Source organism: Peribacillus sp. P4_B1 (genome assembly GCF_056402395.1).
In genome coordinates, this window is sequence record NZ_JBFUHM010000001.1 from 269,550 (window position 1) to 289,204 (window position 19,655).

General features: G+C 39.8%; 15 protein-coding genes and 3 pseudogenes. 6 read left to right on the forward strand and 12 right to left on the reverse strand.

All coding sequences use genetic code 11. The annotated features are described in order from the left end of the window. Positions 1-10: 10 nt before the first annotated feature. From AC1DVK_RS01385 to AC1DVK_RS01395, 3 genes are all read right to left on the reverse strand, one after another. Positions 11-1,051 carry a YkvI family membrane protein gene (locus tag AC1DVK_RS01385; RefSeq protein ID WP_410860194.1) on the reverse strand — a complete coding sequence of 347 codons (1,041 nt, stop codon included), beginning with the start codon at positions 1,049-1,051 and terminating at the stop codon, positions 11-13. Between the two features lie 297 nt (positions 1,052-1,348). Beyond that, positions 1,349-3,043 (reverse strand): M3 family oligoendopeptidase, encoded by a 1,695-nt coding sequence (locus AC1DVK_RS01390; RefSeq protein ID WP_477625692.1) that lies wholly within the window; start codon positions 3,041-3,043, stop codon positions 1,349-1,351. A 232-nt stretch (positions 3,044-3,275) separates the two neighbouring features. After that, positions 3,276-3,713 (reverse strand): MarR family winged helix-turn-helix transcriptional regulator, encoded by a 438-nt coding sequence (locus AC1DVK_RS01395; protein WP_477625693.1) that lies wholly within the window; start codon positions 3,711-3,713, stop codon positions 3,276-3,278. A 92-nt stretch (positions 3,714-3,805) separates the two neighbouring features. Here AC1DVK_RS01395 and AC1DVK_RS01400 point away from each other — a divergent pair, with 92 nt between their 5' ends. The 3 genes from AC1DVK_RS01400 to AC1DVK_RS01410 all read left to right on the forward strand — a co-directional run bounded on the left by AC1DVK_RS01400 (position 3,806) and on the right by AC1DVK_RS01410 (position 7,592). Continuing rightward, complete coding sequence (locus tag AC1DVK_RS01400) at positions 3,806-5,365, forward strand: ATP-binding protein (protein ID WP_477625694.1); 1,560 nt, start codon at positions 3,806-3,808, stop codon at positions 5,363-5,365. Positions 5,366-5,510: 145 nt separating this feature from the next. After that, positions 5,511-6,734 carry an MFS transporter gene (locus AC1DVK_RS01405; RefSeq protein WP_061462226.1) on the forward strand — a complete coding sequence of 408 codons (1,224 nt, stop codon included), beginning with the start codon at positions 5,511-5,513 and terminating at the stop codon, positions 6,732-6,734. A gap of 126 nt (positions 6,735-6,860) precedes the next feature. Then, positions 6,861-7,592 (forward strand): ZIP family metal transporter, encoded by a 732-nt coding sequence (locus AC1DVK_RS01410; protein ID WP_477625695.1) that lies wholly within the window; start codon positions 6,861-6,863, stop codon positions 7,590-7,592. A gap of 329 nt (positions 7,593-7,921) precedes the next feature. Here the strand turns inward: AC1DVK_RS01410 and AC1DVK_RS01415 are convergent, their stop codons facing one another. After that, positions 7,922-8,164 (reverse strand): aspartyl-phosphate phosphatase Spo0E family protein, encoded by a 243-nt coding sequence (locus tag AC1DVK_RS01415; protein WP_318684406.1) that lies wholly within the window; start codon positions 8,162-8,164, stop codon positions 7,922-7,924. 487 nt (positions 8,165-8,651) lie between these two features. Next, positions 8,652-10,811 (reverse strand): PAS domain S-box protein, encoded by a 2,160-nt coding sequence (locus AC1DVK_RS01420; RefSeq protein ID WP_477625696.1) that lies wholly within the window; start codon positions 10,809-10,811, stop codon positions 8,652-8,654. 272 nt (positions 10,812-11,083) lie between these two features. Between AC1DVK_RS01420 and AC1DVK_RS01425 the strand changes: the two genes are divergently transcribed. Beyond that, complete coding sequence (locus tag AC1DVK_RS01425; RefSeq protein ID WP_410860190.1) at positions 11,084-12,109, forward strand: acyltransferase family protein; 1,026 nt, start codon at positions 11,084-11,086, stop codon at positions 12,107-12,109. Positions 12,110-12,312: 203 nt separating this feature from the next. Next, the gene (locus AC1DVK_RS01430; RefSeq protein ID WP_477625697.1) at positions 12,313-14,073 is read left to right on the forward strand and encodes a B12-binding domain-containing radical SAM protein; all 1,761 of its coding nucleotides are present in this window, start codon (positions 12,313-12,315) and stop codon (positions 14,071-14,073) included. Positions 14,074-14,105: 32 nt separating this feature from the next. Here the strand turns inward: AC1DVK_RS01430 and AC1DVK_RS01435 are convergent, their stop codons facing one another. Together AC1DVK_RS01435 and AC1DVK_RS01440 are read right to left on the reverse strand one after the other, a co-directional pair. Continuing rightward, on the reverse strand, positions 14,106-14,249 hold the full coding sequence (locus AC1DVK_RS01435; protein ID WP_167555972.1) for a hypothetical protein: 144 nt from the start codon (positions 14,247-14,249) through the stop codon (positions 14,106-14,108). Further along, a complete protein-coding gene (locus tag AC1DVK_RS01440) occupies positions 14,249-14,407 on the reverse strand; it encodes a hypothetical protein (protein ID WP_089362349.1) in 159 nt (52 codons plus the stop codon). The genes AC1DVK_RS01435 and AC1DVK_RS01440 overlap by 1 nt, the downstream gene beginning before the upstream one ends. 123 nt (positions 14,408-14,530) lie before the next feature. On the opposite strand from AC1DVK_RS01440, the gene AC1DVK_RS01445 reads away from it, so the two are divergent. Further along, positions 14,531-14,866 (forward strand): DUF3905 domain-containing protein, encoded by a 336-nt coding sequence (locus AC1DVK_RS01445; protein ID WP_089362348.1) that lies wholly within the window; start codon positions 14,531-14,533, stop codon positions 14,864-14,866. A 114-nt stretch (positions 14,867-14,980) separates the two neighbouring features. Here the strand turns inward: AC1DVK_RS01445 and AC1DVK_RS01450 are convergent, their stop codons facing one another. The 5 genes and pseudogenes from AC1DVK_RS01450 to AC1DVK_RS01470 form a co-directional block, all read right to left on the reverse strand. Then, positions 14,981-15,544: a TetR/AcrR family transcriptional regulator gene (locus AC1DVK_RS01450; RefSeq protein ID WP_410860188.1), complete on the reverse strand. Its 564-nt coding sequence runs from the start codon at positions 15,542-15,544 to the stop codon at positions 14,981-14,983. A 70-nt stretch (positions 15,545-15,614) separates the two neighbouring features. Then, positions 15,615-16,219: pseudogene (locus AC1DVK_RS01455) on the reverse strand (AMP-binding enzyme); the annotation flags it as partial. Positions 16,220-16,221: 2 nt separating this feature from the next. After that, positions 16,222-16,558, reverse strand: a pseudogene (locus tag AC1DVK_RS01460) (SDR family NAD(P)-dependent oxidoreductase); the annotation flags it as partial. 77 nt (positions 16,559-16,635) lie between these two features. After that, positions 16,636-17,817 (reverse strand): annotated as a pseudogene (locus tag AC1DVK_RS01465) (acyl-CoA dehydrogenase family protein). Positions 17,818-17,906: 89 nt separating this feature from the next. Continuing rightward, the gene (locus AC1DVK_RS01470) at positions 17,907-19,244 is read right to left on the reverse strand and encodes an ATP-binding protein (protein WP_176431866.1); all 1,338 of its coding nucleotides are present in this window, start codon (positions 19,242-19,244) and stop codon (positions 17,907-17,909) included. Positions 19,245-19,655: the final 411 nt, after the last annotated feature.

Here is a 19,655-nt window from a genome sequence, read left to right on the forward strand (position 1 = left end):
CCGTACTTCATTACTTCTTTCCTGCCTTGCTTTTCCAGACCAGAATTAAAAAAAGCAGGCTTATGTATCCAAAAATCGGATAAATGTATCCTAATAACCTTCCATATCCGAATTCACTAATGATCAAAGCTATTAAAAAAATCACAGCTATGATTAGCATGCTTGGCAATTTGATATAATTGCTGATTTGCCTTTGTAATCCATATATGTTTCCGATGACCGAAGTGAATATCTCCCCGTAGATCACCAAAATGAACATCCAATATAATTGACCGGCTGCCGTTCTCATAATAACTGCCGAAGGAATTTCATAACTATTCACGTCAGGAAGTGTCATAAGTGAAAAATGCCCCGATAATAAAATGATGGTTAGGAATATCCCCCCAAGGATTGCTCCATGTTTAATGACCTTCTCATCCCGGACTTCATAAGCCACCGGAACCAGCACAGCCTGTGCCAAAGCAAGATTAAAGGCTGTATAGGCAAATGGTGACAAAATCACTTTCAAGGTAATCATTTCATCGGGAACTTTAGTAAGGTTCTTGAAGAAATCCCCATTTCCCAAAGTCGAGAAAAAAAGGATCAAACTAAAACAGATCATGATTGGTACTACAAAAGAGTTTACAGTGAATACCCCGCGCATACCCATCATCAAGACCAAGGATGCCAGGATGATCGTAGACCAGCTTCCTATACTTTTCGGAACGCCAAGTTGTTCCTCGAAAACGGCGCCTGAACCGGAAATCATGACAGCCGTCACCCCTAGCAGCATGATAAGGAAAAAAATATTGATGATTCCTGCTATTTTCTTTCCAAAAAGAAATTCATTGAATTCCTCATAAGAAGATGCTCTGATTCTTGCGGAAATGAGCATGATTTTCGTTCCAGTAAAAATGAAAATATAACCTGCTATTAAAATACCAATAAAGCCATAAAAGCCATAACGGGTAAAAAACTCGACAATCTCTTTTCCAGTTGCAAAACCTGCACCGACGACTGTGCCTACATATACCGCTGCAATCTGAAAAATCCCTGACCACCTTGACAGCATACTCTCCCCTCCTCCCTACATTTATATGTAAGGAAGGGACATTTAAGACAAGCCAAGCAATATTCCTTATGTCAGCTGTTTTTTACCATGACTTAAAGGCATTAAAGAAAAAGTTCTCTCCATCATTGCACCCTATTCACCTCTTATGCATTTCCCTAAGGCTAAAAGCAGTTGATTTGTTTGTGCCCTGCCTAACTTCCTGAATGTGATGAAAGATTAAAAACGCTTAAGGAGTAATTCTCAAGCGTTTTTTTAAAAGCATTCAATTTTTTACCGTATCATATAAAATCTCATCTTTTATAATGCTTTATCATCGACAGTTGAAAGCCATTCGTCTATCACCTTTACAACGGACTGAACAGTACCTTCAACAAATGGGGATTTCAAATTCGCAGATTCAATGAGACCAAGGAAAGATTTGCTGCCTCCAAGTTGGCACAGGTTCAAATAATCCCTCCAAGCCGTTTCATCTTTTTCAGCCGACCTTTTCCAAAACTGGAAAGCGCAAATTTGAGCCAATGTATAGTCGATATAATAAAAAGGTGCCTGATAAATGTGGCTTTGCCGCTGCCAATACCCACCATTCTCCAAGAATTCATTCCCTTCATAATCACGATGCGGCAAATATTCCATCTCGATCTTACGCCAAGCCTGCTTTCTTTCAATTGGGGAGGCATCAGGATTCTCATAGACAAAATGCTGAAATTCATCAACGGCTACCCCATACGGGAGAAATGTAAGTGCACCACTTAAATGGGAAAACTTATACTTTTCCGTATCTTCCTTAAAAAATAGCTCCATCCATGGCCAGGTTAGAAATTCCATACTCATCGAATGGATTTCACACGCTTCATAGGTAGGCCAATAATACTCCGGAATGTCAAGATTACGGCTGCGATACACTTGGAATGCATGGCCTGCCTCATGTGTTAAAACATCTATGTCCCCTGAAGTCCCGTTGAAATTTGAAAAGATGAATGGAGCTTTATAGTCTTCTATAAAAGTACAGTAGCCCCCGCTTTCTTTTCCTTTCTTCGCCACAAGGTCCATCAGGTCATTATCGATCATAAAGTTGAAAAACTCATTCGTTTCAGGTGAAAGCTCTTGGTACATCTTTTTCCCATTTCCGATGATCCACTGAGCATCGCCTTTCGGAACGGCATTACCCGTTCTGAAATGAAAATTCTCATCATAATAGTTCAAATTCTCCAAGCCAAGCCGTTCACGCTGACGTCCCTTCAGCCGGGTTACAAGCGGTACCACTTCTTCTTTCACCTGCTTGCGGAAAGCAGCAGCCATTTCAGCATTATAATCAGTCCTTGTCATTCGATAATACCCAAGCTCCACGAAGTTTTCATAACCTAGCGCTATCGAAATCCCATGCCTCACCTTGACAAGTTCATCGAATATACGATCCAAATCCTCCTGCTTTTCTTCAAAGAAACCGTAATATGCCTTACTTGCATTTTTCCTTAACTCACGGTCCGCCGACTCCATAAAAGGCTGAAGCTGCGCAAGTGTTAGCTCTTTTCCATCAAAGTGAATTTTTGCAGAGGCAATTAATTGCGAATATTCACTTGACAATTTATTTTCTTTTTGCAGTTGCGGTATGATTTCGGGCGAAAATGTTTTAAGCTGTGCCTCTGCCAAGTCAAATAGTTGATTTCCCCATTTCCCCTCAAGCTCCTGACGATATTTCGAGCGGACGAGTTCTTTGTAAAATTTTGATGTTAACTCTTCCATTTCAGGGGAGAATTCATCTAAATAATCATTCTCCGCTTTATAAAATTCATCATTGGTATCAATGGAATGTCGAATATAGACCAAATTAAACATCGTACCCACATAATTTCGAATTTCACTTATTTCTTCCATGGATTTTATTTGTGCAGCAGCATTTTCAGCGTCCGTAAACTTTCCCAAGGCCTTCATGAACCGGGTTTTAATCTCATCCATTTCAGGACGTCTATACTCATACTCATTAAATTTCATATATACACTCCTTTTCACGATATAACAAAATTTTTTTTGACTGTAAAATCTAGATTAACGTCAAGACACATTCTTCATTATCGCGGTTATCGTAATATAATTTAATTCGCCACAGTGTTAGTAAAAACCTTCATGTCCTTTGAACAAATTAAGGTTGTACCAGCATTGCACAACATCCAATTAGACATAAAAAACCAGCACCTGCAGTAAAATCGGGGTGCTGGTTCTTAAGCTAATTTTGAGCGGAATATCCAATCTTCTTAAGTAATTCTATCACGGTGGCCTTTTCATCTTGAGTAAGTACACTCATAATATCATCGATTCTTTTTTCATGCTCAGGAAATACTCCTTCAATAAAGGCCTTTCCTTTATCCGTTATTTTTRCAAAGGTTACACGGCGATCCTCTTTACATGCTATTCTCTGTAGATATTCCTTCTGTTCAAGTTTATCCACGACATAGGTAATGCTGCCGCTCGCTAGCAGGATTTTTCCGCCTATTTGCTGAAGAGGCTGATCGCCTTTATGATAAAGTAATTCCAGTACGGCAAACTCAGTTGGATTCAAACCTTCCTCGGCTATATGTTTATTCACCACATCATTAATTGATCGATGAGCTCTAGACATCACAATAAACAGTTTCAAAGACTGTTGGATGTTATTATTCTCCATAACTTCACAACCTTAAAGTTTTTAATTAAAATATCTTGAATTAAAAGTTATTATATGGCATTATGACTTTTTTGTCAATCTGCTCTGTTAGTATGCACTATTGTTTAATCACTCAGTTTGATATACTTGAAAAAAAAGTTAAAGTAGTGACGAACATGAAAACCAGGCATAAATTCACCACATATCTACTTATTGTTATTCTACCATTAATTATTCTATCCATCATTTATTGGATGTATTTAGAACGTTCCATTCAAAAAGAAAGACGGGAACAAGCTGTATGGGCGGGAACGGTTTATCAAGAATACATAGATCAAGTTATCAGTGAAACAAAGGAAAACCTTGAGCTGCTTAGCCTTAGCAGTTCTGTTCTTTATATGGATGATAAAAAAACCGAACACCTTATGAAATGGATCAAAGATACAGATTCCAGGTATGCCGGAGTATATTGGCTAAATCAGGATGGCGTTTCCATCTCGGGGACGAATAAACATTTCAATAATTACCATTTAATTGAACAGGATGATATAAAGCGTGCAGTAAAAACTCAAAAAGCCGTTGTTGTAGGAACCCAGGAGCTGTATGACCCGGATTTCAATTATTTTTCCATTTTTGCTCCCATTCTGGATCATGATAAAAAGGCGCAAGGGTTTTTATTGGCGCATATTAGGCTGGATCATATGGAAAAAATATTAAAAATGCTCAGCCCTGGTCATACCTTTAGATTGGAAACAAACGATAAAACCCGAATTTTAGATATAAATGCCGAAGAATTTACTGAACATCCAACATGGGTGGATGTTCCTTTAACCGAAGTGGACTGGAAACTGTCCGTGAAGATACCTGACAAGATTAACACAAATAACATGAATGTCTTTTTAATGCTTGTCTTTTTCACCTTCTTCTTTACTCACATAATCTATACCGTCGTGGAGGAACTGATCGTACGCAGAAATACGAAAAACCAAAAGTTATTAAACGATAAACAAAAAATAGATTTTGTCGGCACATTGGCTGCTAGTACTGCACATGAAATAAAAAACCCACTAACGGGCATAAAGGGACTGGTACAGTTACTGGTTGAAAAACATCCTGAAGAACAAGATCAGTTTTATTACTCTGTCATCATGAAGGAAATTGAACGGATCAATAGTATCGTAAGCGAGTTTTTGATTTTAGGGAAACCCATGGTCCAGACCTTATCCTTATATGATATTCGCAGTATCATTGCCGAATTGAGACCAATAATAGAATCAGAAGCACGTCACTTCAATATTGAAGTGGAATGGAATATCGTAAAGGAACCGATCCTGGTTCATTGTACAAAGGACCAACTCAAACAAGTCATTCTTAACATTGCCAAAAACGGATTCGAGGCCATGGAAGTTGGAAAAAAGTTAAGGATACGAATCCACCATGAAAATGAACGGGCTAAAATCATAATCATCGACACCGGGCAAGGACTGAATGAACAAGATATCGGTAAAGTGTTCGAACCATTCTATACATCGAAAAAGGAAGGAACCGGATTAGGACTTTTTGTGTGTAAACGAATAATTGAATCTTTTAACGGAACCATCGAGCTTACAAGTAAACCTCTCAACGGTACAACCGTGACAATCAGCCTACCACTAATTAATGACCATCCTTAGTAATGCATTGAGGAGTTTCATTTATAAATGAAGCCAGGACTAACGATTCCGATTTTTTTTAAGGTGTCATGCAGACGTACCTTATCGAATCTATTTTAATTATGGAATGGGTAAAATTCTTAATCAGGAAGAAGGAAATATACATATGGGACGCATCGCTGCCATTAAAGCAAAACCCCAAAAACAAGATATGACTCTGAAAATCATGATCATCATAGGCATATGCCATTTAATGAATGATTCTCTTCAAGCCGTTGTACCGGCCATGTTCCCAATCCTCGAGAAATCAATGTCTCTAACGTATACTCAGCTGGGGATGATTGCATTCTGCCTGAATATCGTCTCATCCCTTCTGCAACCCGCAGTTGGGTTCTATACGGATAAAAAGCCCCTTCCTTATGCATTGCCCATTGGATTGACCAGTACATTAATTGGGGTCATCATTCTTGCAATTGCCCCAAACTATACCATAATCCTTGGTGCAGTCATCTTGATGGGCTTTGGATCAGCCATTTTCCATCCGGAAGGCTCTAGGGTTGCCTACATGGCAGGCGGCCCCAAAAGAGGCCTGGCACAATCAATTTATCAGGTAGGCGGGAATAGCGGGCAGGCCCTTGCCCCACTCATCACAGCCATCGTGCTTGTTCCATTTGGTCAAAAAGGTGCACTCTGGTTTGGCCTAGTTGCCTTAACGGCCGTTATCCTATTGCTGTATATTGCCAAGTGGTATTCTCAAAAATTAGTTCATTTCCAGCCTAAAAAGGTTGCGGCAAAAGTAATCAATAAAGAGCGGTCCCATAAAGTGGCCAAAGCCTTGGTATTAATTTTATTCATTATATTTGCCCGTTCCTGGTATGTATCATGCATGACGAACTTTTATAGTTTTTATTTAATCGAGCAGCATTCATTCACGATAAAATCCGCTCAGATTTTCCTATTTGCCTTCTTAGCCGCTGGAGCTGTAGGTACGTTTTTCGGTGGTCCGCTTGCGGATAGATACGGTCGCAAAAATGTGATTCTCTTTTCGTTCGCTGCCAGTATGCCATTAACCGCACTCTTACCATTCGTACCACCTACAGCCGCTTTTATCCTATTATTGATGGCAGGCTTTATTATAATGAGCAGTTTTTCTGTCACAGTAATATACGCACAGGAATTGGTCCCGGGAAAAGTCGGAACAATGGCCGGCTTGACTGTAGGGTTAGCCTTTGGAATGGGAGCCATTGGATCCGTTTCACTGGGTGCCATTGCTGATATAATCGGGATCGAATCCATGATTAAGCTAGTGGGATTCCTGCCATTGCTCGGGATCATCAGCGTATTGCTGCCGACTGATCTAACATTGAAAAAGTGGTATGCAGAAGAATGATACAGATCATTCATGCATGACTGCAAAATGGGTGTTTCCTGGAACATATTTTTTTACCATCCCATACAATGAAGTATTGTTTAAGTTGATAAATAAGTTGATATGGACCATACAAAGGAGAAATTCATGAGTGGAGTTCTATTAGGCAGCATCCTATCTGCCATGTCTACAGGGTTCGGTGCGTTACCGATCTTGTTCATTCAAGATTCAATCACACATCGATTCAGAGACACGCTTCTGGCATTTACCGCTGGTATTATGATGGCTGCTTCGTTATTGAGCCTGATCCCGGAGTCTATAGCCACCGGAGGGTATATACAGCTTGTCATTGGGGTTTTTCTCGGGGTAATGACATTGACGATCATGGAGAAAAACATTCCGCATATCGATCTCAGCCATACGAAAAGTGGTATTCAGTTTGATGAAAAGGCTTTGCTTATCATCACTGCCATTACACTCCATAATATTCCTGAGGGCCTTTCTGTTGGTGTCAGTTACGCCTCTGATTCAGCTGATACAGGTAACTTGATCGCCTTTGCCATCGGCCTGCAAAATGCTCCGGAAGGTTTACTAGTCGCTTTGTTTTTAATCAATCAAAAAATCGGTAAATTCACTGCATTCCTGATAGCAACCTTAACTGGTACCATCGAAATAATTACGGGCTTATTGGGTTATTATTTAACCTCTTACATTGGGTTCCTGGTTCCTTACGGCCTAGCTTTCGCCGCCGGAGCCATGCTTTTCATCGTTTATAAGGAGTTGATTCCTGAAAGCCATGGGGATGGTAATGAACGCACCTCAACCTATTCCTTCATTGTTGGTCTTTTGTTCATGGTAATATTATTGGGAATTTTGTGATTTCCGGACCTGACAATGGCTGGCTCCATTATTTGGGTCAGCCTTTAGTTTTTATTTATCAGTGTAATCCACTCAGTTAAATTCGACTTCTAAACTACTCCCGATGTTAGAAAGGACACCTTCTGGTGGCCTCCCCTCAATGTATGCCTCATACCCATAGGAATTTCAAAAGAAAATGATTGTCCTTTATATGAGTCTTTCTTGACATTATTTATGAAATGCTTGTAAAGTTCATTTCCATCAGAAAACGGTCACCTGATCATTAGCCCTAAAGGTGATTATCTCCAATACCGCCAATTTAAGTAGACATGGTGCATTCTCAGTTCCATTTAAATTGTAATATCATCATTAAAGGGCTTCTGTACAATAACAACCATTTCTTCGCGCTTATTTCTCACTTCCACTGACGAATGATGTTGAAGGATCAAATACTCATTTATAAGTTTATCAAGTTGCTCGCTTTGGCGAAGGGTAAACTCATGGCCTATTCCATACATTTTTGCCAGCTCCATCATTTCCCAACGCTTCATTTGAATCTCAGAACAAATTTCCGTTACACACCTAGAATTCATAACTGCATTCACTACTCCTGCCCTTTTAAAGTTACATCATAATAAAGAAGTATTACAAAATATGCCTTATATGTAAATAGATTCGCAAAAAAAGACAAAACTTCTTAAATTGCGATAAAGCTTGACCCACCAGCAGACAGGATATGACGGAAATATCTAACCCATATTCCTCTTATAATGATTAGGAGGATTTGATATGAAGCCAGCTCCGAACCTCGAGTCGAAAGTTCTCCCATTTGATTTTTCACTGTTCGTTTCCTCTTAAATAATTCAGCAGTTTAACTCAATATCAAACCGTACAAATTTATCAAAAATGATAGTACCTTTAATGTGAGCCCAATATTTTTTGGACAGGTACAATCCAAGATAATAATGATGGAAAATGGAAACTAAAAAAAGGAATCCATTGAATAAGGACCCCCATATACTATTAGGATTTTCCATACTTTTCTGGTTACTGGGCAAAGGGCTAGAACATTTCCACCTCTCACTCGAATGGCAAATATATATGAAAGCTCGTCCCTATATCTACTTCGCTTTCCACTTCTATAAAGCCCTTGTGCTCTTCAATGATTTTATAGCTGACCATGAGCCCCAGCCCAGTTCCCCTATCTTTCGTCGTATAAAAAGGTTCACCTAATTTTTTTAGCTTTTCCGTTGAGATCCCCATGCCTTGATCGGTAATAGAAATACAAATATATTTCTCTGAATATCGGGTTGTTTTAATTCGTACAGATCCGCCATCCGGCATGACTTCCAATGCATTTTTGATTATGTTAATGAACACTTGCTTTAACTGGTTCGCTTCACATAAAACCTTAAACTCATCTTCTTCAAAATCTGTCTCGAATTGAATATTTTCCAACAATGCCTGAGCGGCCAGTAATTCTAGCGTCTCTCTCAAAATGGTATGGACATCCTGTTTAAAAACTTTTAGCGCCTGTGGCTTTGCCAGTACCAAAAATTCCGTGATAATGGTTTCGATTCGCTTAATTTCAGATGTAATCACATGAAAATATGTGGAGAAATCTCCCTTAACACCATCCTCAAGCAACTGGATAAACCCTTTTAATGCAGTCATTGGATTCCTGATTTCGTGGGCAATCCCTGCAGCCAATTCACCAACGACATTCAAAGTATCTGATTTCCGGATCTGTTCCTGCATTTCGAGATTTTTACTCACATCACGGAAAATACTTAGATTCAAGTTCGAATATAAATTCTTTCTCGTTAAAAATTCAATATGCTTAATTGTTCCGTCTTCGAATGTTATCGGAATGATGGATGAGTAGACCTCATGCTTGTAAACATTATCAATATGTGCGTTCAAGGCAGGAACATTTCCAGGGATTTTCTCGATGAATCCCTTTACAGATAAAGAAAGCAGTTTACGCTTCGATATTTCCAATATTTCCTGACCCGCTTCATTAATATCCGTGAACCCTTCATGGTTCCATAAAATCAAGCCGTCTAATGTCCCCTCAAAAATCTTCCTGAATTTCTTCTCACTATCCCTTAATTCCTTCTCAATCAGCCAGCGTTCACTGACATTTCGAAATATCGTTACGTTATACCCATCACCCTCATGTTTTTTGGCAGTCAATTCAAGTAATTTTATTTGGTGATTCGGCATTTTATAAATCAGTTCCCCCCTCACTTGGGTGTCCCTTTCAAACGTTTCCATTATCTGATCAAAATGATGTTTGTTGCTGTATACGTATTTCCAGATATAACTGCCTATCAATTCCTCTCTGCTTGATTCAAATATTTTACATGCTGATTGATTGACTCGAAAAATGATTCCGTCATCATTCCAGAATATGATCGCATCCATGGACTGGTCGAATAATTCCGCAAAAATCCGTTCGCTCGTCTCTAACTTCTTTTCTATTAAATTTGATTCTGTAATTCTTCGAAGCACCGACATGTATAATTCATTTCCTACCGCTGAGCTGATAGAAAAAGTAAAATGATGCCGCTCAACCCCGATCATTATCTCCACCTCTCCTTTGAAGTTCGACTCAACAAATGCTCTTTTTATGCTCTCGTCCCAATATGCCTTATAATCAGGGGAAATGAGGTCCCTCATATTCTTGCCGACAATCTCTTTTTTCGGGATGCCCATGGCATGGATAAAAGCATGGTTCACTTCCATGATTATTCCTGAACCATCGAATAGGACGATGCTTTCTACGGCCGTATCAAAAAGGTCCAAAAACATCTGCCTTGACATTCTTGTTTCCCGGGATGATGAAAGATCCAATGTCACATCCCCTAAACGATAAAATTGCTGTCCTTCGGAAGGAGCCCCTATTGGTATAAACTCTATATGCTTTAGGGCACCGGTATGGAGCTGGATCATCTGTCTTTCACTTTCACTCGGCTTTTTTGGAGTACCGGACTCTTCCTGATCATTTAAAGGGCTAACCTCGAGAAAATCAGTTATCTTCATGGACAACAGCTGATTTTTCGATGTTTCCAGCAGTGCACAAGCGGCATCATTTACATAAGTGAGCCTTAGTTCCTCATCAACCCTAATATAAGGCTCTGGCATTGAATTGAAAATGTTCAAAAACCCTTCGATCTGTTTATTCAATTTTATAATTTCCTGTTTATTTTCCGTTTCATTCCCATAACCGATATTCATATTGACACCCCTTTTCAAAACCCATACTTATCAAACTTTATTCGACACCCATCTTGATTTTCCTCGGTATTATCGAAAATCCGTGCATTCATCGAAAACCTAAATTATCCTTTATGTCAAATAATAGTATGTTGAATCACTTAAAACTTAGCGTTAAGCTTAATTTAATATTATTTTTATAAATTTTATAAATATTGATTTAGATCAATGTATTTAGGGTATAAGAAATAACAATGCTCTCTAGCTACCTTAAAAATTTTTAGGAGGCAACTATGAAACAACGTGATTTTTTCTTTGATAACGCCAAATTCATTCTCATGGCTTTTGTCGTCTTTGGACATTTGCTGAATACGTATATACATGATAGTGAAACGATTTACGCTTTATATAAAACCATTTATTCCTTTCACATGCCGGCCTTTATTCTAGTTTCAGGTTTTTTTGCGAAAGGTTTTTATCAAAAAGGGTATTTAGCTAAAATTACAAAAAAACTAATTTTACCCTACATCATTTTCCAATTGATATATACCGTTTACTATTATTTTTTATATGAACGTTCTGCAATCACTGTTGACTTGCTTGATCCCCAATGGTCGCTTTGGTTCTTGATCAGTTTATTCTGCTGGAACATCATGCTGCTTGGTTTTTCAAAGCTAAAGCCATCAGTAGGCATAGGTTTATCCATTTTAATCGCTTTATTGATTGGGTATATTGACAATGTCTCCAATTACCTTAGTCTCTCGAGGACATTCGTTTTTTTTCCGATGTTTTTGATCGGGTACCATTTAAGCAAGGAACACTTACAGAAACTGTTCACACCCAAGGTTCGTTTGGCTTCACTTAGTGTCATGTTAGTGATTTTTATCGGTTTTTATTTAAATGCCGATGTCAATTATAAATGGCTCCTCGGTTCGAAACCATATACCGAGCTTGAAGATGCGACAATCGTATCCATGTTTAAACGCTTGGGGTTTTATGGATTGAGCGTAATTTCAGTGTTCAGCTTCCTTTCATTCATCCCACGCGGACAATATTTCTTTACGAATTGGGGTAAACAAACCCTTTATGTATATCTGCTGCACGGATTCTTCATCCGCTTCTTCCGTGAAAGCACTATACATGACTACTTCAGCAATACAGAGAGCTTTATCATGCTTGCCGGTCTATCCTTCTTGATTACCGTGTTATTATCAAGCGAAATGATTGCCACAATGGCACAGCCGATCATCGAATTGAAGGCGACCAAAACAAAACGATTCATGATTAAAACGAAAGAATATATAAAACAAGCATTTTAAATAAAACGGATAAAGCATTTTCTGCTTTATCCGTTTTTTTCAAAAAGTAATTCCAGTTCGGCTTTAAAGCTGAAAGATTTCCGTTCATTCAATAACTCATTTTTCAAATGGAGCGCACTATGGTAAAATTACTCGTTAGTGCTTGTTGGCTTAAAAAGATATGTACACGAAAGGAGCCAGGCGTTTCTTTTACGCCCTTTAACATGAATATAATAATCAGTACTCTTAATGCAAAATATATCCATACATCGCTATCCATCCGCTATTTAAAGGCTTATGCCCAGCCAGATTATAATGTACATCTAGCAGAATATACGATAAAAGATCCGATTATGAACATAGTTGGTGACCTTCATTCCAAAAAACCAGATGTCATAGGATTCAGCTGCTATATTTGGAACATCGAGGAAACAATGAAGGTAGTAGCCATGCTGAAGAAAATCAATCCAGAATTGGTCATCATTCTCGGAGGACCTGAAGTCACATATGATGTTGGAGAATGGCTTGATCAGATTCCCGGGGCTGATTTCATCGTAATTGGCGAAGGTGAGGTCACCTTCAAGTCCCTTTTATCTGAAATTGAAGGTTCGAATGACTATAAGAAGGTCGGAGGCATTGCGTATCGACTGGATGGAAAAAAAATCATCCAGCCTCAAAACGGCAAGGTTGATTTGAAATCGCTCCCTTCTCCTTATCGTTTGGAGGAAGACCGTGGCGATCTATCTAAACGTGTCACCTATATCGAAACTAGCCGAGGATGCCCGTTCAGCTGCCAATTTTGCCTGTCATCGATTGAAGTGGGTGTCAGATATTTTGATCGTGAAAAGATTAAAGAAGATATCAGGTACCTTATGGCTAATGGTGCAAAGACCATTAAGTTCGTTGACCGAACCTTCAATATCAGCCGAAGCTATGCCATGGAAATGTTTCAGTTCTTAATCGATGAGCATCTTCCCGGTGTGGTTTTCCAGTTCGAAATCACTGCGGACATCATGCGTCCGGAAGTTATCCAGTTCTTGAACGATAATGCCCCTGCAGGATTGTTCCGCTTTGAAATAGGGGTACAATCGACGAATGACCATACAAATGATCTAGTTATGAGAAGACAGAATTTCGAAAAACTGACCAGGACTGTAACTATGGTAAAGGATGGGCAGAAAATTGATCAGCATTTAGACCTGATTGCCGGTTTACCTGAAGAAGATTATCATTCTTTCAAAAAGACTTTCAATGATGTTTTTGAGCTGAGACCCGAAGAGATGCAGCTTGGCTTCTTAAAGATGCTCCGAGGTACGGGTTTACGGATACGTGCCAATGAACACCAATATATTTACAGTGATCATGCTCCTTATGAAATCCTAGGAAATAATGTTTTAAGCTTCGATGACATTGTCCGCATTAAACAAGTTGAAGATGTCCTTGAAAAATACTGGAACGATCATAGAATGGATCACACCACGGAATACCTTGTCAAAACGGTATTTCAATCACCATTCGACTTTTTTCAGGATTTCGGTACCTTTTGGGATGAACAAGGCTGGTCACGAATCGGACACCAGCTTGAAGACTTGTTCAGACGCTTACAGCAGTTTTTGGCTTCCCGGGAATCTGCTGAACTGAATAACATTATCGGACTCATGAAATTGGATTATTTCATGAACCAAAAATACAAACCACGTAAACCTTGGTGGGAAGCTTCTCTGGATAAAAAAGGACGGAAAGTGATATATGAAGATATTCTGAATAAACCTGAACAGCTTGGTTCCTCTTTCACAGCCTTGGCACTTAATGAAAAAGAAATACACAAACATACCTTGCTCGAGGCACTACCCTTTGATTTGGAAACGTATTTAGCAGAAGGTACAATCGTCGAGAAACCATCGATCATGCTTGCCTATTTTGATCCGAGTGGAAAGGGATCAAACATTTTCCCGCTCCCAAAATCTAGAAATGCCATTTTTTAAAGATTAAGGGCGGACCCAAAATGGGTCCGTCCTTATTTATTATCACGTTTTTTATTTTCTTTTGCTAATATTTCATAAATTTTGGTTGCGTTCATATCGCCACTGAATTCGATTCCAAATTCAGTTCGTACATGTTCCCCCACCTTTTCCTGGGAGTTCCGTTTTTCTTTTTCCATTAACTTCTTCCTTTTCTGCCTTGCTTTGAATTGCGGTTGGCACCTTTTATTGGGTTTTCCTCTAATGCGAACTCATTGGAAAACTCGTTTTCAGCTTGGTTTCTTTTTGGCGTTTTACTTGCTTTGACAGCACCATCTACATTAGCTTTCCGTTTCATTTTCATCCACCCTTTTTAATATAGTTTACGTTTTAGAATGGGGTAAAACTGCCGAAAATTATTCAGGGATATTATAGGGACAGACGAGAAAAAATAACCGTAAAACGGAAAGGGAGATTCTAGATGAAAAAGAAATTGGATTCACCAATTATCGATGATACACAACCCCACCAAATTAACGCACCAAGCTATAAAGGGACCGGCATAAAACCACGAGCTCCATTTGTCAATGATTATGGAGTCGTCATTGGCGACAGTAAATATGCATCAGAAAACTCACCACTCGAAAATTGGAGCGAAGATACAGACCCGGAAATCATGGCTGGAGACGACTGGATACACCCCACCAATGATATAGGCTGGAATTCAACTGAAAACCGTGAACTGTTAGAGGCTAAAAGAACGCCGCAGCCTTCTTTTATGCATCCTGATAAAGATGTTAGCATTGATTCGGATTGAGTGATTCTTGAAGGGTCAATGGTACAAGTGAAATCCTTGTTAACAACCAAGGGGTGTATAGCTCATCCGGTATATACCCCTTATTCTCATTTAACTTGTAGGTATGTAGCCTGGTCAAGCTTCAATGCCCTGTAGAATCATCCCCATAAAAATGTCTGCAACTTCCTGTTCGTTTTTTTCAACTTCAGAGTCGAACCAATGATAGCTCCAATTGGCCACACCCAAAATAGCAAAAGAGATGATGGATGCATCAAGGTTGGAACGTAGTTCTCCGCTCTCGATGCCTTCCACCAGCACCTGTTTGATTTTATTACGGAACTCATCCCGCTTAGGAAGGATTTGTGCAAGTTTTTCGTCACTTAGATTTTTCATTTCACGGAAAAAGACCGTGGCGCTTGATTTTTTTGTTTTGATGCTTTTTAAAAGCATATATACCATAACGAAAAGCTTTTCCTTACAGTTTTTCCTAGTATCCGAAATGATGATTTCCTGCTCACTAAGCAACTCGTCTATATACGCAATATGAATATCCATAAGCAACTGCTCTTTGCTCTTAAAGTAATAATAAAATGTTCCCTTTGTCACTCCAACCGATTCGACGATATCAGAAATCGAAGTTTCACTAAAGCCCTTCTTTTCGAATAAGCGCATGCTATGTTCTGTCATTTTTTCTTTCATGTAAGCATCCTCGCAATCTGTAAAAATTCAGCTGAATTGATATCATACGCTCCGCACTATCAAAGCCTTCTTATTTCTTGGAAATTTCCTCCCTTAAAGCACGCCTTAAAATCTTCCGACATTTGTTGTTGGTAACTCCTCACGAAATTCAACGAAAAGCAGAACTTTATAAGCCGATAGATTTGTACGGCAGTACTCGATGATTTCCCGTTCACTTGCCTTTTTATTATTTTTAAGTACAAGCACTGCTTTTACCGACTCCCCTCGGTAAGCATCTGGAACTCCAAAGACAACCGCTTCCTGGACAGCAGGATGTTCATAGAGGACTTCCTCGACATCACGCGGGTAGATATTATACCCACTTGCAATGATCAAATCTTTTTTCCTGTCAAACCCTTCTTCATCAACTTTGGCGATATCACCCGTATAAAGCCAACCATCCCTAAGAGTCACCGCCGTTTCCTCTGGCATATTCCAGTAACCCTTCATCACTTGAGGTCCTTTGATGACCAATTCCCCCATTTCGCCTGGGGCCACTTCTTTAGTCCCGTATTCTAGATCCATCACTTTATATTCTGTCGAAGGGATTCCGATCCCGGCACTCCCATGCTTCCTTTCAGCAAATACCGGGTTGCAATACGTAGTTGGCGAAGCTTCCGTAAGACCATAGCCTTCCTGATCCTTCCTACAGTCTGGCTCATGATAAAAGTTCCGGTTACATTGACATTCATCACCTTCTGCCAGGCTTCAAGGGACATGTCGACGGCCAGAGCCCCAAGGATGCCCCGCTATTGTTCACTAAAATGTCAATGGCACCGAATCCCCGGTAAGTTTCGTTAACCACTTCCTGTACATCTGACGGATTTGTGATATCACACTTGAAGGACAGCGCCCTGCCTCCAAGTTTTTCAATTTGCGAGCAACTTCACCGCATGCTTCCTTCTTCCTTGAACAAAGCACGACATTCACCCCTGCATCGACAAATCAGGTCGCTATTTGTACTCCCAATCCCATCCCTCCACCAGTTATGATCGCCGTCTTTCCAGTTAAATTGAATAGGCCGGTACCTTTTATACCTTCACCTCATGCTTTTATTTTCGAAGTTCTATTTTAGCTACTTGTGAACGGTTCATCAGGACCATCAGCAAGCCTCAACGTCCGTGCATTTGCCCAATGTGCAGCAAACGGTAAATCGTTGAAATCCCTGCAGCTCCAAACCCTTGAATTGCCCTGTCCAGCACTTTTAATGCCCTAGTTGGTGCCACCACTTTTTTCATGGCTATCTCCCGCCTTCTCTCCCTTGTTCCCGACAGTATCCATCACATACAGCCTATAAAGTAAGAAGCCTTGCTTGTTCGATTTCAATCCGTGAATCGGCAACCCATTCCATGATCACACCTTGCCTCGCCAAAGGTTTACCAAACGTCACGGGTTTGAATGCGCTTACATAATTCTTCAAGTGCTCTTTCAGCAGCACCGATCAGCCTCATGCAGTGGTGTATCCTTCCAGGCCCGAGTCTTCCTTGGGCAATCGCAAACTCTTTACCTTCTCACCATAGTATATTCGTTGCCAGGACCCTCACCTTTGCAAAATTGATTTCCGCATGGCCATGCGGAGCATGATTATAACCAAACAGGGGAGCATTCCCTCGATTTTGAAAACCGGTGTGTCCAGCTGTACAAGAATCATTGACTGTTGATCATGCTTGGACGCTTCAGGATCTGTCTTACCCATAACGATGGCAATCTCGCATCGGGGCTCTCCTGCTCCTGAAGGGCACCATTTCCGGCCGTTTATGACATATCATTACCTGCCTTTTCAAGACTGCACTCTACATTGGTAGCATCGAAGACGCCACTACTGGTTCTGTTAGCGAGAAGCATGAGCGTATTTCCTTGGCAAGCAATGGCTTCAGCCAGCGATCTTTATGTTCATCGGAACCGTATCTCACCAATACTTCCATATTACCGGTGTCCGGCGCGTTACAATTGAAGATTCCAGGTCCTATCATCGTCCTTCCCATGATTTCACAAAGCGGGGCATATTCTAGATTTGTTAAACCTGCTCCATATTTGCGATAAGGTAAAAATAAATTCCACAATTTGCTTTTGCCGTTAATTCAGATAAAAGCGGCGGTATATCACTCATCGGCTCTTCTGTGAATCTAGCTGCTTTTTTGATATACGGATTCATTTTGGAATACGTACTTTTCCATGAATTCCGTTAACTTCTTTTCCAGATTTTGCACCCCTTGATCATGTTCAATTTGCAAATTGAATTCCTCCTTTAAAACTGACTAACCGGTTAGTATGTTATTACCGTTTTAGTACACGAAATATTCTGACTTTTATAACGATCGAATTATATATTTTCATGTCGTTCTTGTCCCGTTATCTGGACATTTTCGTTCCCGTTATAATCACTTGGTAGGACTGCGGGGAATACACAAACGATTTTCGTACCTTTTTTCAGTTCGCTTGTTATGAACACTTTTCCGCCGTGCTTTTCGATGATTCTAAAACAAACGGAAAGACCCAATCCCGTTCCTGATGTTTTTGTAGTGAAAAATGGTTCTCCTACTTTTTGAAGGGAGTTTTCCGGGATACCCTCCCCTTCATCCAAAATGCTCAAAAAAACTTCCCCATTTTTTTCGTTTACGCTCACAAAAATATTTCCGCCATTCGGCATCGATTCTATGGAATTTTTTATCATGTTTATTAATACTTGCTTGATTTGGTTTTCATCAAAGTAAATAAAAATGGGTTCTGTATCGTAATTTTTATGAATTTGAATATTGTTCAATACGGCATTTGTCTCCAACAGTGTAACGACATGGTTACAGCTTTCTTTTAAATCCTTCTCAAGAAAAACCGCCTCCGCGGGTTTCGAAAGCAGCAAAAGTTCATTCAGGACTTGCTCGATTCGATTTATTTCCGAAAAAATAATATCATAATATTCATCTTTATCAGCACCGCCATCTTTAATCAACTTTACAAACCCCATTATGGCTGTCATCGGATTCCTGACCTCATGTGCAATCCCTGCCGCAAGTTGTGCAGCCGTTGATAACTTGCTTGATGTGATTGCCAAATGTTCGTTTAGGCTAACAAGCTTTTCTTCTGCATGTTTACGTTCATTAATTTCCGATAATATGCCTGCCGTCCCTATGAATTTCCCTGCGTCATCGTAAATTAGTTTAACGAATGCTTCAACCCAACTGGTCCCTTTTTTCGCATTCAGTTTAATGTCCACTCGAAAATATTTATTTCCTTGATGAAAGGATTCCGCAAAGGCCTTTAATACGTCCTGATAAGAAGTCATATCCATATGTTTAGAAAAGTGAAGCCCAAGTGATTCGTTCACCGTCGCACCACTCATCGATTTCCATGCTGGGTTTAAATACAACCATTTTCCTTTATCATCCGTTTGAAAAATAACCTCATTGAAGCTATTGACCAATTCTTTGGAGTACTTGGAGAAGATGCGATAACGTCCTTCGCTATCTTGCAATATAGCTATCGTTTTCCGTTTATTATCATAGATAGCACCCAAACACCAAGCAATGGATAGAATGGCGAGTAAATATATTCCTGCAAAGGCGGAAAACCTGCGTTCTTCATGGCCCAACCATCCTAAATAGGGCAATATCAATATGAAGAATAGGGCAGGGACAATGATCCTTCCAGTATATTTGTTCATTTTTTCCACCTCCTTTACTAATGATTTAAACTTCATTCGACGGAGTTCCAGCAAGTAAGGGTTCAAATTATGCATATACTGTATATTAAAACGGTTAAAAACTCACTTATAGGTAAACTTCAACATTTTACCTTTGATTCCTGCAAACAACGCAAAAAACCTTTCCTCGATGGAAAGGTCTCAGACTGTAGACAAACTCGAGGAAAATCGAGTTTGTCTATTTTTTATGAGTTGTACAATTTGGCCGTTGATTTCCACTCCAGGCACTCGCTTTCCGCGGGCGGTCGGGGAGCCTCCTCGGCTTTCGCCTGCGGGGTCTCCCCTAGACGCGCTTTTCCCGCAGGAGTCTCGTACCTTCCGTTCCAATCAACTTTGTCTTATCTTTTAGGTAAACACTTTTGCCCTGAGTCG